Origin of the sequence: Parahoeflea alexandrii (assembly GCF_027214025.1) — a bacterium.
Lineage (GTDB): Bacteria > Pseudomonadota > Alphaproteobacteria > Rhizobiales > Rhizobiaceae > Hoeflea > Hoeflea alexandrii_A.
Genome location: NZ_JAPWHB010000004.1, coordinates 466,567 through 491,015, shown reverse-complemented (window position 1 = coordinate 491,015; position 24,449 = coordinate 466,567). Strand labels below are relative to the sequence as shown.

The 24,449-nt window shown below is 62.2% G+C and carries 21 protein-coding genes; 13 read left to right on the top strand and 8 right to left on the bottom strand.

Annotated features, from left to right (window positions below; genetic code table 11):
• The first annotated feature begins 63 nt into the window (after window positions 1–63).
• The 8 genes from ftsH to O4H62_RS15870 all read left to right on the top strand — a co-directional run bounded on the left by ftsH (window position 64) and on the right by O4H62_RS15870 (window position 10,391).
• Window positions 64–2,001, top strand: a complete 1,938-nt coding sequence (gene ftsH, locus O4H62_RS15905) for an ATP-dependent zinc metalloprotease FtsH (RefSeq protein WP_269389287.1) — start codon at window positions 64–66, stop codon at window positions 1,999–2,001.
• Window positions 2,002–2,174: 173 nt separating this feature from the next.
• On the top strand, window positions 2,175–3,527 hold the full coding sequence (glmM, locus tag O4H62_RS15900) for a phosphoglucosamine mutase (RefSeq protein ID WP_269389285.1): 1,353 nt from the start codon (window positions 2,175–2,177) through the stop codon (window positions 3,525–3,527).
• A gap of 402 nt (window positions 3,528–3,929) precedes the next feature.
• Complete coding sequence (locus O4H62_RS15895; RefSeq protein WP_269389283.1) at window positions 3,930–4,796, top strand: outer membrane protein; 867 nt, start codon at window positions 3,930–3,932, stop codon at window positions 4,794–4,796.
• Between the two features lie 223 nt (window positions 4,797–5,019).
• Window positions 5,020–5,853, top strand: coding sequence for an outer membrane protein (locus tag O4H62_RS15890; protein WP_269389281.1), 834 nt, complete (start codon window positions 5,020–5,022; stop codon window positions 5,851–5,853).
• A 159-nt stretch (window positions 5,854–6,012) separates the two neighbouring features.
• A complete protein-coding gene (locus tag O4H62_RS15885) occupies window positions 6,013–7,188 on the top strand; it encodes a phosphoserine transaminase (RefSeq protein ID WP_269389279.1) in 1,176 nt (391 codons plus the stop codon).
• 87 nt (window positions 7,189–7,275) lie between these two features.
• Window positions 7,276–8,871, top strand: a complete 1,596-nt coding sequence (serA, locus tag O4H62_RS15880; protein WP_269389277.1) for a phosphoglycerate dehydrogenase — start codon at window positions 7,276–7,278, stop codon at window positions 8,869–8,871.
• Between the two features lie 191 nt (window positions 8,872–9,062).
• Window positions 9,063–10,190, top strand: a complete 1,128-nt coding sequence (locus tag O4H62_RS15875; protein ID WP_269389275.1) for a sensor domain-containing diguanylate cyclase — start codon at window positions 9,063–9,065, stop codon at window positions 10,188–10,190.
• A 60-nt stretch (window positions 10,191–10,250) separates the two neighbouring features.
• Entirely contained in the window at window positions 10,251–10,391 is a 141-nt protein-coding gene (locus O4H62_RS15870; protein ID WP_269389273.1) for a hypothetical protein, read from the top strand.
• Between the two features lie 242 nt (window positions 10,392–10,633).
• Here the strand turns inward: O4H62_RS15870 and O4H62_RS15865 are convergent, their stop codons facing one another.
• The 5 genes from O4H62_RS15865 to O4H62_RS15845 form a co-directional block, all read right to left on the bottom strand.
• Window positions 10,634–11,299, bottom strand: a complete 666-nt coding sequence (locus O4H62_RS15865) for a hypothetical protein (RefSeq protein ID WP_269389272.1) — start codon at window positions 11,297–11,299, stop codon at window positions 10,634–10,636.
• Between the two features lie 2 nt (window positions 11,300–11,301).
• A complete protein-coding gene (locus tag O4H62_RS15860) occupies window positions 11,302–12,462 on the bottom strand; it encodes a toll/interleukin-1 receptor domain-containing protein (RefSeq protein ID WP_269389271.1) in 1,161 nt (386 codons plus the stop codon).
• Window positions 12,459–13,061 carry a TIR domain-containing protein gene (locus tag O4H62_RS15855; protein WP_269389270.1) on the bottom strand — a complete coding sequence of 201 codons (603 nt, stop codon included), beginning with the start codon at window positions 13,059–13,061 and terminating at the stop codon, window positions 12,459–12,461. Before O4H62_RS15855 ends, O4H62_RS15860 begins: the two co-directional genes overlap by 4 nt.
• Window positions 13,062–13,092: 31 nt before the next feature.
• The gene (locus O4H62_RS15850; protein WP_269389269.1) at window positions 13,093–13,605 is read right to left on the bottom strand and encodes a toll/interleukin-1 receptor domain-containing protein; all 513 of its coding nucleotides are present in this window, start codon (window positions 13,603–13,605) and stop codon (window positions 13,093–13,095) included.
• Between the two features lie 411 nt (window positions 13,606–14,016).
• The gene (locus O4H62_RS15845; RefSeq protein ID WP_269389267.1) at window positions 14,017–14,895 is read right to left on the bottom strand and encodes a DMT family transporter; all 879 of its coding nucleotides are present in this window, start codon (window positions 14,893–14,895) and stop codon (window positions 14,017–14,019) included.
• A 250-nt stretch (window positions 14,896–15,145) separates the two neighbouring features.
• Between O4H62_RS15845 and O4H62_RS15840 the strand changes: the two genes are divergently transcribed.
• Both O4H62_RS15840 and O4H62_RS15835 read left to right on the top strand, forming a co-directional pair.
• Complete coding sequence (locus O4H62_RS15840; RefSeq protein WP_269389266.1) at window positions 15,146–16,444, top strand: adenylosuccinate synthase; 1,299 nt, start codon at window positions 15,146–15,148, stop codon at window positions 16,442–16,444.
• 54 nt (window positions 16,445–16,498) lie between these two features.
• Complete coding sequence (locus tag O4H62_RS15835; RefSeq protein ID WP_269389264.1) at window positions 16,499–18,181, top strand: hypothetical protein; 1,683 nt, start codon at window positions 16,499–16,501, stop codon at window positions 18,179–18,181.
• 243 nt (window positions 18,182–18,424) lie between these two features.
• Here O4H62_RS15835 and O4H62_RS15830 read toward each other — a convergent pair whose 3' ends face one another.
• The gene (locus tag O4H62_RS15830) at window positions 18,425–19,261 is read right to left on the bottom strand and encodes a YiiX/YebB-like N1pC/P60 family cysteine hydrolase (RefSeq protein WP_269389263.1); all 837 of its coding nucleotides are present in this window, start codon (window positions 19,259–19,261) and stop codon (window positions 18,425–18,427) included.
• 549 nt (window positions 19,262–19,810) lie between these two features.
• Here O4H62_RS15830 and O4H62_RS15825 point away from each other — a divergent pair.
• A complete protein-coding gene (locus tag O4H62_RS15825) occupies window positions 19,811–20,095 on the top strand; it encodes a DUF4112 domain-containing protein (RefSeq protein ID WP_269389261.1) in 285 nt (94 codons plus the stop codon).
• An 842-nt stretch (window positions 20,096–20,937) separates the two neighbouring features.
• Here the strand turns inward: O4H62_RS15825 and rpoH are convergent.
• Together rpoH and O4H62_RS15815 are read right to left on the bottom strand one after the other, a co-directional pair.
• Window positions 20,938–21,840: an RNA polymerase sigma factor RpoH gene (gene rpoH / locus O4H62_RS15820; protein ID WP_269389259.1), complete on the bottom strand. Its 903-nt coding sequence runs from the start codon at window positions 21,838–21,840 to the stop codon at window positions 20,938–20,940.
• Window positions 21,841–22,015: 175 nt separating this feature from the next.
• Window positions 22,016–22,999, bottom strand: coding sequence for an RluA family pseudouridine synthase (locus tag O4H62_RS15815; protein WP_269389495.1), 984 nt, complete (start codon window positions 22,997–22,999; stop codon window positions 22,016–22,018).
• 113 nt (window positions 23,000–23,112) lie between these two features.
• Between O4H62_RS15815 and O4H62_RS15810 the strand changes: the two genes are divergently transcribed.
• Both O4H62_RS15810 and O4H62_RS15805 read left to right on the top strand, forming a co-directional pair.
• A complete protein-coding gene (locus O4H62_RS15810) occupies window positions 23,113–23,508 on the top strand; it encodes a hypothetical protein (RefSeq protein WP_269389258.1) in 396 nt (131 codons plus the stop codon).
• Window positions 23,509–23,510: 2 nt separating this feature from the next.
• Window positions 23,511–24,392, top strand: coding sequence for a TrmH family RNA methyltransferase (locus O4H62_RS15805; protein WP_430538444.1), 882 nt, complete (start codon window positions 23,511–23,513; stop codon window positions 24,390–24,392).
• The last annotated feature ends 57 nt before the right edge of the window (window positions 24,393–24,449 follow it).

The window sequence follows — 24,449 nt, the reverse complement described above, 5'->3', positions numbered from 1 at the left end:
GGTTGAGTTTTTGAAATTCGGTTGTGCGCCGGTGGCTGCAGGCCTTGATCCCCGAGGAAGAGTATGAATCCCAACTTCCGCAATTTTGCCCTGTGGGCAATCATCGCGCTTCTGTTGATCGCATTGTTCAACATGTTTCAGAGTCCAAGCGAACGGACCGCGGGGCGTGACATCGCCTATTCGCAGTTCCTCAAGGACGTTGATGCGGGGCGTGTCCGCGACGTGACCATCGTCGGCGAACGGATTTCCGGCAACTACACCGATTCCGCCACCGGGTTTCAGACCTACTCGCCGGGCGATGCTGGCCTGATTGATCGTCTCAACAACCGCAATGTGTCGATCACCGCGCGACCGGAAGTCGACAGTTCCAACACGCTCGTCGGCTACCTGATCTCCTGGCTGCCGATCCTGCTCATTCTTGGCGTCTGGATCTTCTTCATGCGCCAGATGCAGGGCGGCTCTCGCGGTGCCATGGGATTTGGCAAGTCGAAGGCGAAGCTGCTGACCGAGGCGCATGGCCGCGTGACCTTCGCGGACGTGGCAGGCGTTGACGAGGCCAAGCAGGACCTTGAGGAAATCGTTGAATTCCTCCGGGACCCGCAGAAGTTCCAGCGGCTCGGCGGCAAGATCCCGCGCGGTGTCCTGCTCGTGGGCCCTCCCGGTACCGGCAAGACGCTGACAGCGCGTGCCGTCGCAGGCGAGGCCAATGTTCCTTTCTTCACCATTTCGGGTTCCGACTTTGTTGAAATGTTTGTCGGCGTTGGCGCATCCCGCGTTCGCGACATGTTCGAACAGGCCAAGAAGAACGCACCTTGCATCATCTTCATCGATGAAATCGACGCTGTCGGTCGTCATCGTGGCGCAGGTCTGGGCGGCGGCAATGACGAGCGCGAACAGACGCTCAACCAGCTGCTGGTCGAGATGGACGGCTTTGAAGCCAATGAAGGCATCATCCTGATCGCTGCGACCAACCGTCCCGACGTTCTTGACCCTGCCCTGATGCGTCCGGGCCGGTTCGACCGCCAGGTCGTTGTGCCCCTGCCTGACGTCAATGGCCGCGAGAAGATCCTCAAGGTGCATGTGCGCAATGTGCCGATGGCGCCAAATGTCGATCTCAAGGTTCTTGCCCGCGGCACACCCGGCTTTTCGGGTGCCGACCTGATGAACCTTGTCAACGAAGGCGCATTGCTGGCAGCCCGTCGCAACAAGCGGCTTGTCACCATGGCCGAGTTTGAAGACGCCAAGGACAAGGTCATGATGGGCGCCGAGCGCCGCTCGACGGCCATGACCCAGGAAGAAAAGAAGCTCACCGCCTATCACGAAGCCGGTCATGCCATCGTTGCGCTCAATGTCGCCGTGGCCGACCCGGTTCACAAGGCGACGATTATTCCGCGTGGCCGTGCTCTCGGCATGGTCATGCAGTTGCCCGAGGCTGACCGCTATTCCATGAGCTACAAGTGGATGGTATCGCGGCTGGCAATCATGATGGGTGGCCGCGTTGCCGAGGAGCTGACCTTCGGCAAGGAGAACATCACGTCGGGTGCGTCGTCGGACATCGTTCAGGCAACCAAGCTTGCTCGTGCCATGGTCACCGAATGGGGCTTTTCCGACGAGCTCGGACAGGTCGCCTATGGTGAAAACCAGCAGGAAGTGTTCCTCGGGCATTCAGTGGCGCAGTCGAAGAACGTTTCGGAAGCGACCTCGCAGAAGATCGACAGCGAAATCCGCCGCCTGATCGACCAAGCCTACAGCGAAGCCCGGGAAATCCTGACCAAGAAGAAGAAGGCGTTCATCGCCATCGCCGAAGGCCTGCTCGAGTACGAGACGCTGACCGGCGAGGAGATCAAGGCGCTGATCCGCGGCGAGAAGCCGGCCCGCGACATTGGCGACGACACGCCGCCGAGCCGCGGAACGGCGGTTCCGACCGCCGGTGCCAAGAAGGGTGGAGCCGGCAAGAAGGGCGATGAGCCCGATACCGGACTGGAGCCGCAGCCGCAATAAGGCGGGGTTCGGGCGTAAACCATACCAACCAAGATTTGTTGACAGCCGCCGTCTGGCGGCTGTTTTGTGTGTATTGCAACGGTTTGTAACAAAATCTGATTGTATTCTTGCGCCGATGTGTTGGATCAAGCGGGATACAAAAATATTCTATCGGGACAGCACCGGGGGCTTCCATGAGCAGGCGATATTTTGGCACGGATGGGATTCGTGGCCAGGCAAACAAGGCACCCATGACGCCGGACCTGGCCATGCGGGTGGGGATCGCGGTCGGAAACCTGTTTCGCCGCGGTGACCACCGGCACAGGGTGGTGATCGGCAAGGACACCCGTCTGTCGGGCTACATGATCGAGAACGCGCTGGTGGCGGGCTTCACGGCTGCGGGCCTCGACGTGTTCCTGCTCGGACCGATTCCGACGCCTGCTGTGGCGATGTTGACCCGCTCGCTGCGCGCCGACATCGGCGTGATGATTTCCGCCTCGCACAACCCCTACCAGGACAACGGCATCAAGCTGTTCGGACCCGATGGCTTCAAGCTGTCGGACGATCTGGAGCACCGCATCGAGGAACTGATGGACGAGGACATCCATCTGCAGCTGGCACGTCCGGATTCGATCGGCCGCGCCAAGCGCGTCGACGGGGTGCATGACCGCTATATCGAATTCGCCAAGCGCACCCTGCCCAAGGACATCACCCTGGCGGGGATGCGTGTTGTCGTCGACTGCGCCAACGGGGCCGGCTACAAGGTGGCCCCGGCGGCACTCTGGGAACTCGGAGCCGACGTGATCGCCATCGGCGAGGAGCCGAACGGCACCAACATCAACCTCAATTGCGGTTCCACCCATCCTGTCGCCTTGTCACGCAAGGTCCATGAAGTCCGCGCCGATATCGGGATTGCGCTCGATGGCGATGCGGACCGTGTGCTGATCGTCGACGAGACCGGCGCGGTTGTCGACGGCGACCAGCTGATGGCGCTGATCGCCGAATCCTGGAAGGCTGACAACATGCTGCGAGGCAAGGGCATCGTGGCGACCGTGATGTCCAATCTCGGCCTTGAACGCTTTCTTGATGGCATCGACCTGACACTGGCCCGGACCAAGGTAGGCGACCGCTATGTCGTCGAGCACATGCGCAAGCATGATTTCAACGTCGGCGGCGAGCAATCGGGCCATATCGTGCTTTCGGATTTCGCCACCACCGGCGACGGCCTGGTCGCAGCACTCCAGGTGATGGCCTGCGTGCAGCGCATGGGCCGTCCGGTGTCGGAGGTCTGCCGGAGATTCGAACCCGTGCCGCAGGTGCTCAAGAATGTGCGGCATTCGGGCGGCAATCCGCTCAACGACGCGCTGGTGAAGACGGCGATTGCCGACGCCGAGGCAACCCTCGGGGCCGGTGGCCGGCTGGTCATCCGTCCTTCCGGCACCGAACCGCTTATCCGGGTGATGGCCGAGGGTGACGACCGCCAGAAGATCGAGTCGGTGGTCGATCAGCTGATCAACGTGATTTCGGGCGTCCGCAACGCAGCCTGATGGTTGGCGGACAGCTTGCGGGCACTCTACTGCGACGGATGCTGCTTGATGTTGCATAGTGGTGCGCGGCAGTCGTGGCCGATCATGCCCGCCGTGCCTGTGAATTGTTCCGCCGGCAAGCAAAGCAATCAAGTCTACTTCAGTGATCCGCTTCACAGGATGCGGTGTTTTTGGCTGTGTCCAGTGCCGGTCCGCCGGCATTTTTGCCGGGCCGGGGCTATTCTAGGAGCCACGCACTTTTTCACAGTCTAAATTAGCGTGCGCGTCCCCTATTCTTCGATTCTTGGTAAATAGACGTGGTTAAGTGGGTTTTAACTTTTCTGCTTCATTCTCCATCCCGAACCAACAATCGTGTTGTCACCATGCCCGGCGACAGCGCATGTCTCGACGATGGAGTCTATCATGAGAAAGATATTCCTGGCTGGTACTGCGATGCTGCTTGCCGGCGTAGGTGTCGCTGGAGCTGCTGATTTCCCGGCCCCGTATGTGGAGGCGCCCGTCTATGAAGCGCCGGTCTCGCAGCCTGTCGCCGCCGCCGGCGGCTGGTATCTTCGCGGTGACGCGGGATATTCCTGGAACAAGATGAAGGGTGCTGATTTCTGGCAAGGCGTCACTGGAACAGCGGGTTGGGCGCCGTTCACGAGCGGCACGTTACGTGGTTCCTACACGATTGGCGCGGGCGTCGGTTATCAGGCAACGCGCTATCTCCGCGGCGATTTGACGGTGGACTATTTCAGCAAGGCGAATTTCCGTGGGTCGACCAGCGGTGTTCAGGGCGGCGCCAATTTCACTTCGACGGACAGTTCTTCGGTGTCGGGTTTTGGCCTTCTCGCCAATGCCTATGTCGACTTCTACAAGACTGGTCGATATACATTTTATGCAGGTGGCGGTCTCGGCGGAACGCGTGTCAAATGGGATCATCTGAGCAACACCTCTTGCCCTGACGCTGGCGGTGCTTGCAATCAGACCGTCTTTCATGACGGTCGGTCCAGCTGGCGGTTCACTTATGCGCTGATGGCTGGCGCGTCTGTGGATGTGACTTGCAATTTGAAGGCGGACGTCGGTTACAGATATAGGCGTGTTTCTGGTGGCGAAATGTTTGGTTTCCCCCGGGCGCCTGCTGCAGGTGCAAGAGCGGGCACCCAGGTATACGATCGTGGTTTCAATTCGCACGAGGTTCGCGGCGGTCTTCGCTATGGCTTCGGCGGCTGCGCCGAGCAGGAAGTCTATATCGAGCCTGCTCCGATCATGCCGGCGGTCTACAAGTAAGCCTCGACCGGATCGCCTGATAGCTGATTACTTTTCAACCGCCCGGCTGCAAAGCCGGGCGGTTTTGCTGTGTCCGCACCTCCTGGCCGCGCGTGTATCGGTGCGAAAAAACATGCTTAACAAACATGCTTAACCGGGGCTTAACCAGTCGCGGCCATAGTGGCCTTCATACGTATCCGGGGCGCGTTCGAGCGGGGCCGGTTCATTTGAAGGGAATTTGGCCATGATCATGCGACTTGCTGTGGCGTCCAGCCTTGCTGCTCTGATGGGACTTTCAGCGCCTGCCCGGGCGGCAGACCTCGATGAAATCATCTACGCGAAGGAACTGCCGGTCACCCAGGCGGTCGAGATCGGCTCGGGATGGTACCTGCGCGGTGATCTCGGATATTCGACCAAGACCCGCGGCGTCGCCACCAGCTACTCCGCCTTCACCGCCGGATCGCCGGCAACCTATACCTCGACGCCCTACGATAGTTCCTCGCTGAGTGGCGACTGGTCGGGATCGCTCGGCGTCGGCTACAATTTCACCGACTATCTGCGCGCCGATCTCAGCTTCGACTACAGCCGCGGCCGCTTCAACGGCACCACAAGCTCGACGCTGCCATGCACAGGGCTCGGCGCCGGAACATGCTCCAGCGTCGATACCCAGACATTCGAGCAGTACGGCTTCATGGCCAATGCCTATGTCGACCTCGGAACCTTCGTCGGCTTCACCCCCTATGTCGGGGCCGGCGCCGGCATCACCCGGGTGAGCTGGAAGCCATATGCAAACGATCTGACCTGCGTTGGTGCTTGCGGCGTCACTGCTGCGACCGACCGCACCCGGCCGGGCACGCAAAGCTGGCGCTTCACCTACGCGCTGATGGGCGGCGTCTCCTACGACCTCAGCAAGGACCTCAAGCTCGATCTCGGCTACCGTTACTCCAAGATCAAGGGCGGCAATCAGTCCGGCTTCGACGCCGGCACCGTGGCCGCCGGTGCAACCGGTTTCCAGGTCCGCGACAACGGCTTCGAAAAGCACGAGGTCCGGGTCGGCCTGCGCTATAACCTCTGGTAGGCGCGGCCAGCCACGTCAACAGGGAAGGGCGGATCATCTCCGCCCTTTTTCGTATGCTGCGTCGCAAAATGGACCTTGACTTCGGATCGGCCCGGGATTAACCCCGTCAGTGGGCCACCCCTCCCCAACGAGGGGCCACTATCTGGAAGGATAGCCATTATGACGACTGTTACGAAGCCGGACGTGCGTCCGGCCAATCCCCGTTTTTCTTCTGGTCCCTGCGCGAAGCGTCCCGGTTGGACGCCCGAAGCGCTTCTTGACGCGGCTCTCGGCCGCTCGCATCGGGCCAAGATCGGCAAATCCAAGCTCAAGCAGGCCATCGACCTGACGCGCGAGATCCTTAGCGTGCCGGACGATTACCGCATCGGCATCGTGCCGGCATCCGACACCGGCGCCGTCGAGATGGCCCTGTGGTCGATGCTCGGCGCCCGGGGCGTCGACATGGTGGCCTGGGAAAGCTTCGGCGAAGGCTGGATCACCGACGTGGTCAAGCAGCTGAAGCTTGACGACGTGCGCAAGATCACCGCCGCTTACGGCGAACTGCCGGACCTCAGCACAATCGATTTTGACCGCGACGTGGTCTTCACCTGGAACGGCACCACCTCGGGCGTTCGCGTCCCCAACGCCGATTTCATTCCGGCCGACCGCCAGGGCCTGACCATCTGCGACGCAACGTCCGCCGCGTTCGCGCAGGATCTCGACTTCGCCAAGCTCGATGTCGTCACCTTCTCCTGGCAGAAGGTGCTGGGCGGCGAGGGCGGCCACGGCATGCTGATCCTGAGCCCCCGCGCCGTCGAGCGGCTGGAGAGCTACGTTCCCGCCTGGCCGCTGCCGAAGATCTTCCGCATGACCAAGGGCGGCAAGCTGATCGAGGGCATCTTCGTCGGCGAGACCATCAACACGCCGTCGATGCTCTGCGTCGAGGACTATATCGATGCGCTCAGCTGGGCCGGAAGCGTCGGCGGCCTCAAGGGGCTGATCGCTCGCGCCGACGCCAACGCCAATGTGCTGCACCGCTTCGTCGCCGACAATGACTGGATCGCCAATCTCGCCAAGGTCGACGAGACCCGCTCCAACACCTCCGTCTGCCTGGTGATTTCCGATCCGGAGATCACGGCACTTCCCGCCGACGCGCAGGCAGCCTTCGCCAAGGCGATGGTGACCCGGCTCGACAAGGAAGGCGTGGCGCTCGATATCGGCGCCTATCGCGATGCGCCGGCCGGTCTTCGCATCTGGTGCGGCGCCACCGTCGAGACCTCCGATCTCGAGGCGCTGACGCCCTGGCTCTCCTGGGCCTTCGCCCAGGAAAAGGCCGCGCTCAAGCAGGCCGCCTGATCTGACGCCTTCGCGGCCGTGCCGGAGAGTTCCGGCGCGGTTCGGCATCCCGTTTTCCCTTTTTCAGACCACTCAATGGAGGCCATCATGGCACCTCGCGTACTCGTATCCGATGAACTGTCGGAAACCGCCGTCCAGATTTTTCGCGATCGCGGTGTTGAAGTCGACTTTCAACCCAAGCTCGGCAAGGACAAGGAAAAGCTGCTCGAAATCATCGGCAATTATGATGGCCTCGCCATCCGCTCGGCCACCAAGGCGACCGAGAAGCTGATCGCGGCGGCGACCAACCTCAAGGTGATCGGCCGCGCCGGCATCGGCGTCGACAATGTCGACATCCCGGCAGCCTCCCGTCGCGGCATCATCGTCATGAACACGCCGTTCGGCAACTCGATCACCACCGCCGAGCACGCCATCGCGCTGATGTTCGCCGTCGCCCGCCAGCTTCCCGCCGCAGACCTGTCCACCCAGGCCGGCAAGTGGGAGAAATCGAAATTCATGGGCGTCGAGATCACCGGCAAGACGCTCGGCGTCATCGGCGCCGGCAATATCGGCGGCATCGTCTGCAAGAAGGCGATCGGGCTCGGCATGCATGTGCTGGCTTATGATCCGTTCCTGTCGAAGGAACGGGCCGAGGAAATGGGCGTCACCAAGGTCGAGCTCGACGAGTTGCTGGCCAAGGCCGATTTCATCACCCTGCACGTGCCGATGACCGACAAGACCCGCGGCATTCTGAACGCCGAGGCGCTGGCCAAGACCAAGCCCGGCGTGCGCATCATCAACTGCGCCCGCGGCGGCCTGGTCGACGAGGCAGCCCTTGCCGAAGCGATCAAGTCCGGCCACGTCGCCGGCGCCGGCTTCGACGTGTTCGAGACCGAGCCCGCCACCGAAAGCCCGCTGTTCGGCCTGCCCAACGTCGTCTGCACCCCGCATCTGGGGGCGTCCACCACCGAGGCGCAGGAAAACGTCGCGCTGCAGGTGGCCGAGCAGATGTCGGATTACCTGATCAAGGGCGCCGTCTCCAACGCCATCAACATGCCGTCGATCACCGCCGAGGAAGCCCCGATCCTCAAGCCCTTCATCCGGCTTGCCGACGTGCTCGGCTCGTTTGCCGGCCAGGTCACCGAGAACCCGATCAAGCAGATCGAGATCCTCTATGACGGCGTCACCGCAGGCATGAACACCAAGGCGCTGACGTCGGCGCTGCTCGCCGGCCTGATCCGCAACCAGGTGGCCGACGTCAACATGGTCTCGGCGCCGATCATGATCAAGGAAAAGGGCATCGTGCTCTCCGAGGTCAAGCGCGACAAGACCGGCGTCTATGACGGCTACATCAAGCTGACGGTGACCACCGAGAAGCAGACCCGCTCGGTCGCCGGCACCGTGTTCTCGGACGGCAAGCCGCGCTTCATCCAGATCAAGGGCATCAACATGGACGCCGAAGTCGGCCAGCACATGATCTACATCGCCAACACCGACGTGCCGGGCATGATCGGCTACATGGGCACGACGCTCGGCGACGCCGGCGTCAACATCGCCAACTTCCAGTTGGGCCGCGAAAAGGAAAGCGGCGAGGCGATCGCACTGCTCTATGTCGACGGCGTGGTCGGCCAGGACGTGCTCGACAAGCTCACCGCCCATGAGGCCATCAAGCAGGCCAAGCCGCTGGTGTTCAACGTCGACTGAGTGTCGGCGGGGAGACCCGGATGAATGGACCGCCTCCCGGGACGAAACGTTTCGGGGGGCGGCTTTGGTTTTGGGGTGGGGATGGGAGCGATGTCTGCTTCGAGCAGGAAGCGGGCAGGTCAACAAATTTTTCATATATGTTATATTAAATTTCGCACATGTGTAGAAACGACAATGTTCAGCATTCGCATTTGGAGCATCAGTGTCCGGATTCCGACGCGTCGGAAGACCTGTCGAATGCGTTGGAGAATGAGCGGGCCCTCAATGCGCTGTTGCGGACTGTAACCAACAGCGCCCCGCTCGATGCGATCCTGCTCGAATGTCTTGACATCATGCTGGCGGTGAGTTGGCTTTCCCTGCTCCCGAAGGGGGGCGTCTTTCTTGTCCAGGAAGAGGCCGACACTCTCCATCTTGTCGCACAACGCTGGCTTTCCGACGAGCTGCTGACGCTGTGCGCGCGCGTTCCCTTTGGCAAATGCCTGTGCGGGCGCGCCGCGGCCCAGCGGCGGTTGCTGCACGCAAACTGCGTCGACACTAGCCACGACATCAGCTTCGACGGAATGCAGCCGCACGGTCACTACAATGTTCCGATCCTGGATGGCGGCAACGTCGTCGGCGTCATCGTGCTCTATCTGCCCCACGGCCATGGGGCAAAGCAGGGCGAAACCCGGTTTCTGACCGCGGTCGCGGATATTCTTTCCTTGGTCATTCGCCAGAAGCGCGTGGAGCAGGACCTGAAGGAGGCGGTCGGCAAGCTCGAGAAAATGGCGCTTGTCGATCATCTCACCGAGCTTCACAACCGCCGCTACCTGATCGATCAACTGGAAAGGCATTGCGAAGAGGCAAGGCGGCACAAGAGACCTCTTTCACTCGTCATGATCGACATGGATCGCTTCAAGCACATCAACGACACGCATGGTCACGCGACAGGAGACCGGGTTCTCTACCAGACGGCACGGGTCATCGAGGCGAGCGTTCGCACCTACGATGTTTCGGCCCGGTTCGGCGGAGAGGAATTCTGTCTTGTCTTGCCGGGCACGGGCCTGTGCGGCGCGGTCGAGGTTGCGGAGCGCGTCAGAACCGCAGTGGAAAGCATGCCGATCGCCATGCCCGATGGCAGCACCCTGCATTTCACGGCGAGCCTCGGCGTGGCGGAACTCGATCACACCGAGACACCCGAGCAGGGACTGGCGCGCGCCGATGCGGCCCTCTATGCCGCGAAGCGGCTTGGCCGAAACCGGGTGGAACAGGCCGCCATTTACGCGCCTCAAGGCGAAAACCGGGCTCATCCGGCCGCGTTGAAGCCGATCTTCAGCTAGACGGCTTGCGGCTCCGACCGGCCGCCATGCGGGCCTCCCGGCCGTCCTCGGGCGGCGTCGATGCGGGTCAGCAAGACCGTCCTGTGCGTGCCGTCACTCTATGTGTCTTCGCCCTATAGCCAGCTTGCCGACGTGCTCGCCAAGCTCACCGCCCACCCCGCCATCAAGCAGGCCAAGCCGCTGGTGTTCAAGGTGGACTGAGGGGTGGGGGGCATTGCCCGGATGACTGCGCGGCCTTCCGGAGCTTGAGGGCTTTGGGTGCGGTTTTGGTTGGGGGGTATGTATGGCTGATTGGGGGCCGTGATATGACCGTCCGCTATTGGTGACGTTCATCGCAAAAACGAGACTTTCCCGTATTTACTTCGATCATAAAGTGCTCAACACTGTCATGGTGGTGCAAATCAAGCCTTCAGAAACAGCAGCTTAAGGTTGCTGTTCCATTGTCATTCCGATGGATGCTCTTTGTTCTGTCGCCAGTATCGATCAGAAATCTTCTTCGGTTGATCTTCGGGGGATCGGTACCTTTCCTCTCGTGTCGATATACCCAGATGCCGATGGAACAATGCAACATAGTCACGATCGTCTGACATGTCGCTAGCTAGAGACGAAACCTTTCCTCCGACCTCAAGAGTTGCTCCACCCGTCGACATAACGGGGAGGATTTTCGCGTCTGGCTGAAAGTGGCGGAACATTTCGAACTCAGCCAAGATTCCCGCCATCCCACCAATAAACACCGCGGCCGCGAATTGGGTCTCGGAGAACATGCGCTCACGCATCTCCAACAGGCTGGCTTCGCGGTTGTCGTTGATCTTCTCAGTGAACCGGACGTTCTTGAATCGCTCGTTGTCCTCGGGAAACTCGTCCTCGAAGAAGTTCGATTGATAGAGCGTTACCCATTTCCCATAGTCGACATCAATTTCCTGCGCGATGAACCAGATCATTGGGGTTATAGCCGGATGGCCACCCCAAACCAGAGGCCTTCTACCAAGCGTGACGTGAACGAGCGCCGCCACCGCGGATGTAATCGCGACAACATTCGTAGTGGCGGCATACTGAGCCCCTCGAAGAGGGTCTGGCACTCCCGCGGATAGGAATATTGCATCTGCCATTGTCAATCATCCATCCCAGCCAGCGCCCAACCGGCCTCAGAAACTCGTATCGCTCTTACCGACTTGATCTGTTCATCGAGCCACGACAGATGTTCAATCCATGCAGGTCGAATTCCAATGTGATCATAAACCAGGATGGGGGAATTATCCTGCTCGGCGCGCTTTGCCTTCTTCACGATATCATTCAGGGTCTCTGCAGTAGGTATACCGACAACCGGATAAGCCCAAACAAGTTGATCATTGAGAACGCGAACCGCCATGGCTCTGTGTGCTCCGATGCCTTCGATTGCGCCGCCTATCTTCTCGACATCAGCACGCAGTTTTCCCGTAATAGACATGTACCTTGCCGCGATGCTCATACTCCGTAGACGTTCGACCCGGACGGCTATGGAGTCCGCGGTGGCATCCACGATAGGACCGTCTGCACCCAGTAACTCTTCTGGGTCGAGATACACAGTCTCTGACATATCTGTTAATTTTGACGGGGTGTGTCGAGGCCAAATTACACGTATTACCTGAATTTCCTTTGCGCGCGCCCTCGCGATCTCCTGCCGAGTCCAGCGGCTGCCAAAATAAGTTGGCGTATCGAGCATCACCATTACGTCAGAGTCTACCAGACGATGCCAGAGAACCTCCTGAAAGGGATCGCCAGGCCGAATACCATGGGTGTCAAGGAAGACGTCGAAACCCCGTGCGCTTAGGAGGTCATGCATCTGGAGCGCCGCGATGCGAGACTCCGTTCGCCGATAGCTGATGAAGACTCTACGCTGAGGACGCAGAAGCCCGACACATTCCAAGGCCGCGGCCGCCAACTCGGTAAGGTCGGCATCATCGGTTCGACGTCGTAGACCATTGGCGGGCTGGAGAAGACTAGGAATTTCCGTGCCGAAATCTCCGTGTGGCCCAACCGTCGGGATAATTGGCATACTGCCTTCGACTAGCTTTTTTGCTACGGCTAAATCGGTCTCAGGATCACCGCCAAAGTAAATAGCGCAGAAGGCGTTTTCCGGGACACGAGATGCCACGCTTACTCCGTCGTGGATCATCACATCACTACCAAGATGGAGGTCAAAATCCTTGACCATCGAAGCGAGGGTGGATGTCAGTGTCTCTCGTTCGTTTTGGGTGGGTGATCCCAATATGGCCAATTCATAGAGGCTCATCGTCCGGCGAGTCCTGCTGCCGTTTCGATCCAACCACCGATGTTTTCTCGACCATTTTGCTCTGAGAAGTCGTAGGTTAAGCAATGCTTCGAGAGGGCGTCTACGGTATCCGTAGTGGGAGCATTGAACCATAGGTCGCTCGCCGGGATCGCAGTGGAGTAGTCACTATATTGCTGCCATTTGCCGTCGATCCATTCGGCAAGGAAAATCCCATTCGACGTCTTGTATAGCCCCATGGCATCCAGAGGGTTTGCTCCTTTTGTACCCAAGACGCCATCTTTGTTTTTTACGCCGTGAATGTGCACCGTAAGGATGCCATTGCCCTTGAGGACGCTCCTCGCAATCTCATAACGGACCCAGCGACGACGCCAAGTATCCTGCCCCGTCAAGACGCACGTCACAGAGGTGTTCTCAAGCCCTTTCCGCAGAAACTTCTTCAATGCGTCAGGGCTCTCCTTCTTCGAAGCTTCGAAGACGCTATTATCGAAAAAGCCGACGCTTTCTTGGTTTTCGGGCTTTACCACCCAGCTATTGCGGACATTCCACGCGCGCCAGACGTCGGGTTCATAGTGAAATGAAAAGAAAGTCCTACGCGCCATTCATTAGATCCCATAACTTGTTGGTTTGAGCTTAATAAGGTGTAGCGCTACCGCGCAATATAAGCCCTCGGTTGTCCGCGCCAAAATGGCCGATGCCGCCGGATTGCGCCGAGTCCAAATGTCTGTAGAGTTGAAGATACTCGTTGCCATGAGTATTGCCGCGGCTGTCAATGGTGGGGACAATCAGAATCCGATCAACGTCCTTTACGCCGTCCGCGTAGCCTATCTCCCAAGGGCACCATCGACTCCCCATCGAGTTCTCTGTTGCCAGGAAAAAAAACATCTCTGATAACCTGATCTTCTCTTGAATTCGCATTGCTGTGCGCCTGTCGGGTTGATCAGGCATGGCGGCGTCTTCCCAGTCAATATAGACTTCCCAACCTAGATTTTGGAGAAAGTTCTGGAGCCCTTTCGCGAGATCGGCATCCTTGTGGCTGTGGCACAAAAATGCGTTTCTCTTGTTTTCTGTTCTGGCCTCTGCTGCCGTCCTTCGGCTTGTGGAGACGCGGGCGGCGTCACGAATCGCTTGTTGCCTGAATGCCATGTTCTCCCGCCCTCGCTGTTAAGATGTGGACGTTGAATGTATAATGTTTTCTCAACTTTGAGTCGATGCGATTGGATATGGCGCCACAAAAAATTAACAAAAGCATTTTCCCAATCTATCTTGAAGCTTGTCCGGTTGGTGCGGAACGCATTTCGCCCAATTTATGAATGCTTCGATAGAAGAGATGAGAATGAGGGGTACCGCTATCTTGGTCGGCTAAAATTTAAGGCTACTTCTATGTTGGACTGTTTGGCAATCAATTGGCCCGCGGCCAGCCTAGAAGCTTCATTATTTAGCTGCTCAGCAGACAGACTGGTTTCAGTAATTGCACAATTGAGCTGAACGACCGAACTGTGGGCGCAAAGCAGTAATGCAGTCTAGCTGTTGCTTAATGGAGTTGGGGCTGCCCCCCTACCTCTTCCCCCGCTCCGACAGCCAGATGCCGCCCAGCACCAGGCCCAGCGCCACGACGTGGTAGAGATGCAGCATCTCGCCCAAAATCATCACCGAGAGCAGCGTGCCGAAGATCGGCACCAGGTTGATGAAGATGCCGGCGCGGTTGGAGCCGATGATCTCGTTGCCCTTGATGAACATCACCTGCGCCACCAATGAGGGGAAGATGGCGGTAAAGGCGGCGACCAGCCAGCCGGTGGTGTCGGGCCAGGTGACCGCGCCGCGCGCCACTTCGAAGGCCGCGAAGGGAAGCGAGGTCAGGAAGGCCGAGGCCGCCATCACCGTGATCATCGACTGCCAGTGCAGCACCGGCTTGTAACGCAGCGCCACCGTGTAGCCGCCATAGCAGAGGACGGCGAGCAGCATCAGCGCGTCGCCCTGGTTGAGTTCGAGCCCGATCAGCCGCGCCAGGCTGCCGCTTGAGGCGGTGATCGCCACGCCCGCCAGCGTGAGTGCGAAACCGACGATTTGCGCCGGCGTCACCTTGATGCGGAACAGGATAAAGTTGGCGAGGAAGATCACCATCGGCATGCCCGCCTGCTCGATGGCGACGTTGATCGCCGTGGTGTATTCGAGCGCCGAGTAGAGCAGGATGTTGAACACGGTGAAGCCCCCGGCGCCATAGGCCATCAGGAGGGGCAGGTTGGCGCGGATCACCTTCAGGTCGCGGCGCACCTGGGGCAGGGCGAAGGTCAAGAGGATCGCAAAGGCCATGCCCCAGCGCACCGAGGTCAGCAGCATCGGCGAGATGTGGCCGACGGCCAGCTTGCCGGCCACCGCGTTGGCGCCCCAGGACAGCGAGGTGATGATCAGGAACAGGTAGGCGCGCAGGATCAAGATGGCTCTTTCAGATTCGTCGGACCCGGCCTGCCGGGCGGGCAACCGGCTGGCCTGCAGCCGATTGTGCGATAAAACGGACGGGCCAGGGAAGGCCACCGTCCCTGATTGCCGGGATGCGGGGAAATTGTCACGCAAAAAAGCCTGAACTGTGTGTGCAAGGGTCGATTTTGCCCGGCCAGTTCTGTATGCATGCGCGGGTTTTTGTTTTTCGGGCCTCGTGCGAGGGGCCGCTATCCAAGGGGTTGTCATGGCCAACGTAGTTGTCGTCGGGTCGCAATGGGGTGACGAGGGAAAAGGCAAGATCGTCGACTGGCTCTCCGAGCGCGCCGACGTGGTGGTGCGTTTCCAGGGCGGGCACAATGCCGGCCACACGCTGGTCATCGACGGCAAGGTCTACAAGCTGTCGCTGTTGCCTTCGGGCGTGGTGCGGCCGGGCAAGCTCGCCGTCATCGGCAATGGCGTGGTGATCGATCCGCATGCGCTGGTGAGCGAGATCGACCGGCTGGCCGAACAGGGCGTCGTCATCAACGGCGACAACTTGCGGATCGCCGACAACGCCACGCTGATCCTGTCGCTGCACCGCGAGCTCGACGCGCTGCGCGAGGATGCGGCGTCCAATTCCGGCACCAAGATCGGCACCACGCGGCGCGGCATCGGCCCGGCCTACGAGGACAAGGTCGGCCGCCGGGCGATCCGGGTGATGGATCTCGCCAATCTCGAGACGCTGCCGGCCAAGGTCGACCGGCTGCTCACGCACCACAACGCGCTGCGCCGCGGCCTCGATCAGCCGGAGATCTCGGTCGACAGCATCCTTGATGAGCTGACCTCGGTCGCCTCGCGCATCCTGCCGTTCCGCGAAACCGTGTGGCTGCTGCTCGACCAGAAGCGCCGCGCGGGCAGCCGCATCCTGTTCGAGGGCGCGCAGGGCACGCTGCTCGACGTCGACCACGGCACCTATCCCTTCGTCACCTCGTCGAACACCGTGTCGGGCCAGGCGGCTGCAGGCTCCGGCCTCGGGCCGGGATCGCTCAGCTACGTGCTCGGCATCACAAAGGCCTACACCACGCGCGTCGGCGAAGGCCCGTTCCCGACCGAGCTCAACGACGCCACCGGCCAGTTCCTGGGTGAGCGCGGCCATGAATTCGGCACCGTGACCGGGCGCAAGCGCCGCTGCGGCTGGTTCGACGCGGCACTCGTGCGCCAGTCGGTTGCGGTCAACGGCATCACTGGCATTGCGCTGACCAAGCTCGACGTGCTCGACGGGCTGGAAGAGCTCAAGATCTGCGTCGGCTACGAGCTTGACGGCGTGCAGATCGACCATCTTCCCGCCAGCCAGGGCGCGCAGGCCCGCGTCACGCCGGTCTACGAGACCATCGAGGGCTGGAAGGGCACCACCGTCGGCGCCCGCAGCTGGGCCGACCTGCCGGCGCAGGCGATCAAGTACGTCCGCCGCATCGAGGAGCTGATCGGCGCGCCGGTGGCGCTGTTGTCCACAAGTCCCGAGCGCGATGACACGATACTTGTGACTGACCCGTTTGAAGACTAGGTTAGCGCAATCGCGTGATTTGGAGCGCTTTGTGGGATCAAACCAGGGTAGAGCATGGCGGATTTTGTAGCAGTCATCCGGAAGGCGGTCGACAGCCTGCCCAACAATACGCCGGAGAACCGGGCCAAGGTCTATGACAAGGCGCGGGCCGCCATCCGCCGCCAGCTGGAAGCGATCAACCCGCCGCCGTCCGACGAGGTGATCGCCCGCCAGCTCGACAAGCTGGGCGCGGCCATCGACGAGGTCGAAAGCGACCACGCCGAGGCGCTGCCCGCCGATGTCGACGAGACCGAAGCGCTGATGGCCGAGCTCGAATCGATGGTGGAAAAGAGCCCGGTGATCGCCGAGCCGAAGCCCGAACCCCGGCCTGAGCCGAAGCCCGCGCCCAGGCCCGAACCGAAACCGGAGCCGCGGCCGGAACCAAAGCTCGAACCCGCGCCGGAGCCCCGCCCGGCGGCTCCCGTTGCAGCGCCCGCCGCCCCGGTGCGGCAGGACCCGCCACGCGCCACCGAACCCGCGCCGCTCGATTACGACGACTATGACGACGAGCCCGCGCCCTACGAACCGGCGCGCAAGGCGTTTGTCGAGCCCGGGCCTGCCTGGGAGCCCGAGCCGGTCTCGCGCCCGGCGGATCTGGTCGGCGAGGCGCATGACGCAGCCTTCGGTCTTGATCACGCGCGCGAACGGCAGACCGCAAGGCCCGTGCGCCAGCAACCGGTCCAAAAGTCCGGCAAGGGCGGGCTGCTGGCGGCGGCCCTTGTCGCCCTCTTCGTCGTCGTCGTGGCTGTTGCCGGCTTCATCTACAAGGACACGGTCGTCGCCATGTTCTCCGCCTCGCCGGTCGATACGCCTGTGGGATCCGGTGTAGCGGGCGGCGATGCGCCGGACGCCGCGGACACGGCCCCCGCAGCCGAGGCCGCCGCTCCCGAGACCGCGCCGGTCGAAACGGCGCTGACCGAGGAAGCCGTTCCGGGCGAGGACGGCAAGTTCACCCAGCGGCTCAATCCGGACGGAACCGAAACCGATGCCGGCCCGGCCGAAGGGCCGGAGGCCGACGGCGCCGTCGAAGGCCGCTCGGTCGCGGCCCTCACCGATCCCGGCCCGGCCGACGAGAGCGTGGCCGAAGAGACCACCGCCGACGCCGCGGTCGCGCCCGAGGATGCCGCAGCCCCGGCTTCGCAGCCGCTCGGCGTGCAGCAGAAGATGATCCTCTACGAGGAGCGCCTCGGCCAGCAGTCGCTCGAGGTCAAGCCCGGCACCGTGGTCTGGACGCTGGTCAGCGAGCAGACCGGCGACGGGCCGGACGAGCAGGTGATCCGCGGCGAGATCAACAATCCGGACAAGGGGCTTTCGGCGCTTCTGACCATCAAGCGCAACACCGACGCCTCGCTGCCCGCCAGCCACATCGTCGAGATCGTCTTCGCGCTGCCCACCGATTTCGACGGCGGCGCGATCGACCAGCTGCAGCGCATCGCCATGAAGCAGACCGAGGCCGACCAGGGCACGCCGCTGATCGCGGTGCCGGCCAAGATCACCCAGGATTTCTACATGGTGGCGCTCAACGATCTCGAGGAAGCCCGCAAGGAGAACACCGAGCTCTTGCGCAACCGCAACTGGATCGACATCCCGGTGGTCTATTCCAACGGCCGCCAGGCGCTGATCACGCTCGAAAAAGGCGCCAGCGGCACCGAGGTGTTCAACCAGGCGCTCGATGCCTGGGCAAGGGCCGGCGGGTAGGGGCTGGGTAGGGGGCTGGTAGCCTTTCGGGTTAAAGCGCCATGTTGGGAGCTTTCGGCCCCAAGCCACTGTTCGGGCGGATGTCTGCGTTGGGCCCCAAAAAACAGCCAGTCAGGCGCCATCAATCATTGCAGCAGAAGCAGAATCTTCCCACCAGACTTGCTAATGAGCGCGGCCTCCCTGCGCGTGAGAGGAAGGCCGTTCGCGGGATAATTAGCGGCATGGTGGAGGATCGCGACGCATTCATCTAGGTTGCGTCGCGGCGATGTCCTTTGCGAGATCACTGGCGCTGGCGAAGCCCCAGCTGTGTCGATCCGCCCGCAGGTATGCGACCAGTCGCAGTCGCCCGGTTCCCGTCACGGCCGACCGCGCGATGTCGTCCGGGAGGATAATCTCGCGCCCATAGCTAGAGCGACGGGGAAGATTCAGACCGGTGATCCCAATACTTATGATCTCGGTGCAGTAGACGTGCTCCTGTTCATCCAGCCTGTAGTGGTGGTCGAACGGAGTACCGACAAGCCCGAACAGCTTGACGATTGCCTCGTGTTTGCGCCGTTCGCTGCCGAGGTGAGGCCGCAGGACGACCAGTCTGTCCGTGTCCACGAGATGGTCCACAGGCGACAGCTGGGCACCGTGCGCCTGCGCCGATTCGATGATGGACCGGCCTTCCCGGATCGCGTCATGGTAAGGCACGATTGCCGGGTTGTTCCACAAGCCCATGGCCTTCAACTCGCGCTCGGAGCCGAGATAGACCGCGGAATGGCCAAACATTCCGGCGCCGGTATGGCCGGAGAGGCGATGCTTGTTGCTGAACAGGAGTACGTCCAGCGGCCGCATGCGCGTGCGCACTTCGGCGAGGGCACCGGCGCTGTACTGCAGCCGGCCGTGCCTCCACTGAACGGCGGAGATCGCCATGCCGATGGCGGGGGCCGCAGGTTCCGCGACAGCGATCAACCAAGAGGGATAGAGCCCGACCTCGTTCGGTTGACGCGTCGTGGTCGAACAGGCCGACACCAAGACAATCAATCCCGCCAACGCGAGTCCCCTCGCCACAATGGCGCGTCCTTCAAGCTGTTTCATGTCTAGCAATGCCCCCGACTGGGAAGAAGACATCACACGCCGCGACAGCGTTTGCATTGACCCAAATCAACGGTCGCCGTCATCGCCCGCGCCACGGAGTTTGCGGTCCTGCCCGGCCTTGCCGGATAGGCGATCCCCCTGGTCGGCCGGATCGCCGCCGTCGTGGAAGTGATCGACGCTCTCACGATAGCGCCCCTGTCAGGGTCGGTCTTGGCATTCGACTACGCCAAGGAGAAGTAGGGGCAGCAAGTTCCGGATGGTCGGCGCTTACTGAATCTCAGTCGCTGGGAGGCGGTGAACTCCGGGTTGCGGGGGGCGTAGCAGCGGGCCGGAAGCCCGGCGACTGCGGAAACCAAGGCATTCGTGCCGGAACCGGGAGGAGACTGGTCCACACCGGCACCAGCGGCGCTGTTTGCCTCCTGAACTTCCCGCGAAGCATCGGCTGGTGAACGCCTGCCCACAGGCCTGTCCTTGATGCGGCGTTTGCGGCTCGAGCGGTTTGCATGTGCGCCATGCGGAACAAAGAGTGGGCGAGACAGTTTATGCAGCATGACAGACATCCACTATACTGCTGACCGGGAACGGATCGTGATCGAGCGGGAGCTCGATCATCCGGACCGGCTTGCCAAAACGCTGGATAGCCGGTTCCACCTGCCGGGCACATCGATCCGTTTCGGACTGGATACGGTTGTCGGCCTGGTGTCCGTCATCGGCGATCTGTTTGACGTCGGCTTCAAGGCCAATCTGCGCAATGTCGCGATCCTGCGCGAGCAGCTTGGCGCGAGGAAACGGGAACACAGCTCCGCGCAGACCGAAACAAGCGCGACAGCCTGAACGGTACGGCGTCTGGCAGCGTGACGCACGGTTGCCCGCCCGGAGGGACCAGGGACAGGCCAGCGCAGACGTCTCCCAACCGGCAAAAAGCCTCCCTTTTTTCCACACCCTCTCCACCCATGCCACACTACCCCCACCTTCCGTCCTGAACGGATGGCCGGGGCTGACGGAGCCCGGGCCGGCGGGAGGCGGTGAGTTCCGGTGGGCGGGGGCCGTACCCGCGGGCCGGAAGCTTGCGAAGCAACACCCCGGTCAGCGCGGGGAGCCTGCTGGATCGAGGTGGATCTGGCCGAGGGTTTTACCCGCGCGAATGGCCGGAACGGTCGGGCGGCCTCCGGGTCGCCGATCGGCGGCGTTTGATCCGCAGTCCTGCCCGGGCCGGTTGCCCGCCAGGACCAGCGGCATCACCGCAAACGCCGGCCTGACAAGTCCCTGCCGCGCCTGAGGGGTAATCCCGCCGGGCCCCGGGTGGGAGAGGGCGGTGATCGGTCCCCGAAGGGTCGAACGCGACGAAACCGCCCAGGGCTCGCGTCAGGCTTCGCGGGAAGGAGGGCCAGCTTCGCGCCCGGAAGGTGCGAGGGTCCCTCACCGGTGGGGCGCGGGCGACCGTGCCAAGCCACACTCTTCCAACCACCACGGGCCAGCCGCCCGCGCCCCACGAGTCCGGATGATTTGCCGGACACCGGACTGCCCCCATGCCGCCGGCGAGATTTTGTTTTCCGCGCGGGATTTTGGCGTGGGGGGAAGGGGGCGGCGGACGGATGACGGCGGGCTACGCACAAAAAACCTCGAAAGCGTCTCCGCCTCCGGGGTCTCAATGTCTGGCCATGTGAGCCGTGCGGTCAGTCCTCGACGGTTACCAGCGCCCGGGCGCGGGCGGCGGCCGCCTTCTGGACGGCGTCCTGGACCTTCTCAAAGGCGCGTACCTCGATCTGGCGGACGCGCTCGCGGGAGATGTCGAACTCGGTGGAGAGATCCTCCAGCGTGATCGGATCGTCGCGCAGACGGCGGGCCTCGAAGATGCGCTTTTCGCGCTCGTTGAGCACGGACAGCGCGCTTTTCAGCATGGCGCGGCGGGTTTCGAGTTCGTCCTGCTCGACCAGCATGTCTTCCTGGTTGTCGGAATCATCGACCAGCCAGTCCTGCCACTGACCGGATTCGCCCTCGCTGGCGCGGATCGGCGCATTCAGCGACGCATCGCCGGCAAGCCGGCGGTTCATCGAGATGACCTCTTCCTCCGACACGTTGAGCTTGGTGGCGATTTCGGCCACCTGGTCGGGGCGCAGGTCGCCGTCCTCGACGGCCTGGATCTTGCTCTTGACCTTGCGCAGGTTGAAGAACAGCCGCTTCTGGTTGGCGGTGGTGCCCATCTTGACCAGGCTCCACGAGCGCAGGATGTATTCCTGGATCGAGGCCTTGATCCACCACATGGCGTAGGTGGCCAGCCGGAAACCCCGCTCCGGATCGAATTTCTTGACGGCCTGCATCAGCCCGACATTGCCCTCGGAAATGACCTCTCCGATTGGCAGGCCGTAGCCGCGATAGCCCATGGCGATCTTGGCGACCAGGCGCAAATGGCTGGTGACGAGCTTGTGAGCGGCCTTGGTGTCCTCGTGCTCGAGGAACCGCTTGGCCAGCATGTATTCTTCCTGCGGTTCCAGCATGGGGAACTTGCGGATCTCGGCAAGATAGCGATTGAGACCGTTTTCGCCCGCGGAAATGGACGGCAATTTGACTTGGGCCATGACAGCACCCCCTTATCCCGATTTTCGGCTTCCTTGCGGCAAGCCTGAAGGTCCGGACCGAACATCGCATCCGAACTTTCCTCACGTGGCATTTAATTGTGGCGAAACCCGGGTTCAAGGTGCAACCGGTATCACGGAAGCGTGAAGAGGCCCGGAAGAGGCCAGCCGGGCCGGCTCAGAGGCCTGCAAGGCTCGCGCGCAGCTGTTCCATGTCGGCGGGAAGCGGGGCCTCGAAGCGCAGCGTTTCGCCGGTCGCGGGATGCTCGAACACCAGCAGGAACGCGTGCAGCGCCTGGCGCGGAAAGGTGTTGACGATCTCGCGGATGTCGTCGGGCAGCCGGTTGGCCTTGGTGCGGAAGGCTCCGCCATAGTCGAGATCGCCGATCAGCGGATGGCCGATATGGGCCATGTGAACGCGGATCTGGTGGGTGCGGCCGGTTTCCAGCCGGCATTCGACGAGGCTGGCGGCGCAGGTGCCGTCCGGTTTTTCGTCATAGCGCTCGCAGACCAGGTAGTGGGTTACCGCATGACGGACATCGTCGCCGTGATCGGTGCGGACGGCGCGGCGGATGCGGTCGCGGGCGCGGCCGAGGCTCGCGTTGATGGTGCCCTTCAGTCCCTGCGGCTTGCCCCAGACGATGGCCTGGTAGGCGCGTTCGAGCGGGCCGGTTAGCCCGTGGTCGGCGAACTGTTCTGCCAAATGGCGGTGCGCCAGGTCGTTCTTCGCCACCACCATGACGCCCGTCGTGTCGCGGTCGAGCCGGTGGACGATGCCGGGCCGCTTGACGCCGCCGATGCCCGACAGGCTGTCGCCGCAATGATAAATCAGCGCATTGACCAGGGTGCCTGTCCAGTTGCCCGCACCCGGATGCACCACGAGGCCCGCCTGCTTGTTGATGACGATCAGGTGGTCGTCCTCGTAGAGGATCTCGAGCGGGATGTCCTCGCCGACGGGATCGGCGTCCTCAGGTTCGGGCATGTCGAGCTCGACCCGGTCGCCTGGATGGATCTTGTGCTTAGCCTGTTTCGCCGCCACGCCGTTGACGCTCACCGCGCCGGCCTCGATCAGCGCCTTGATGCGGCTGCGCGACAGGTCGGGCTCCAGTTCAGTGGCCAGCCAGGCGTCGAGCCGGCCTTCGGCATCCTCGCCGGCGACCAGGGTCTGTTTGCCCGTCTCGCCATTGAGAGCATCCTGGGCTTCCCTATCGCTGTCGGCTTCGGTAAACGGTGTCGCGTTCTTCACTATCAGGGTCCGCCCGGCAAGGAATGGAAATGTCGAAAATCAACGAGGACGATCTCGACGAGAAGCCGCTTGATCCAGAGATGGAAAAAGTCCGGCGCAAGATGGTCCGGCTGCTGGCCGTGTCGATCGGCATCATGTTCATCGGTCTTATGACCGTGCTGGGCGCGATTGTCTATAAATTCACGAGCAGGGACGATCCCGCCGCCGGCGCCGCGCAGGTGGCAGGTTCCGCAGGCAGCGTTCCCTCCGACGCACCGGTCGAGGGCGTGGCGGCGCTGCCGGCCGGCTTCGTCGTCGAAAGCGTGACGCTCGACGGCAACCGGATCGGCTTCTTCGGCCGCGCCGCCGACGGTTCGCGCCGCGTCATCGTTCACGACATCTCGGTCGGGCGCATTGTCAGCGACATCGTCGTGATCACCCGCTGACCATGGAGCCGGAAATCCGGGCACGGCTCGTCAGGATCGAGGATCCGGCAGACCCGCGCATCGCCGAGTTCACCGCGATGCGCGACCGCGATCTCGCCGGCCGGGGCGACCGCTTCATCGCCGAGGGCCGGGTGGTGCTGCAGGCGCTGATGGACGCCGAGGCAGGTTCCAGGCGGTTTGTGCTCGAAAAGGCTCTGATCCTCGAAAACCGGGTCGACGGGCTTGGCGACGTTCTCGCCCGGATTGATCCCGGCTGCCCGGTCTATGTCGCCGGCCGCGAGGTGCTGGATGCGGCGGTGGGCTTTGCCATGCATCGCGGGATCCTGGCTGTCGGGCGGCACCTGCCGGCCACCTCGTTCGAGGCGTTCCTGTCGGGATTGCCGGAAAAAGCCCTGCTGGTGGCCGCCTGCGGCATTGCCAATCACGACAATATCGGCGGCATCTTCCGCAATGCCGGGGTGTTCGGCGCCGAAGGCGTGGTGCTTGATAGCTCCTGCTGCGATCCGCTCTACCGCAAGGCGATCCGGGTTTCGGTCGGGGCGGCGCTGAGGGTTCCGTTCTGCCGGGCCGGCTCGATCGAGGAAATGGTGAGCGCGCTCTCGGCGCACGGCTTCGAGGTTGCCGGGCTGTCGCCACGCGGCGCGGAGGCGCTGAGCAGCTTTCAGCCGGGCCAACGCCTGGCGCTGCTTGCCGGCACCGAGGGCGAGGGGTTGCCCGCCGAACTCATCGCCCGGATCAGGACGCTCAGGATCGAGCAGGCGCCGGGGATGGACAGTCTGAATGTCGCCACCGCCAGCGGCATCGCGCTTTGGCACGCCTCGACCCGCATGGGCCGGACAGCCCCTAATGCATGTCGCGCTCAAATGGAATCATTTGAGCGATAACGTACATGCATTATTTCAATGTCTTACAGCGACCTTTGCGCATCCGTTTGGATGCGC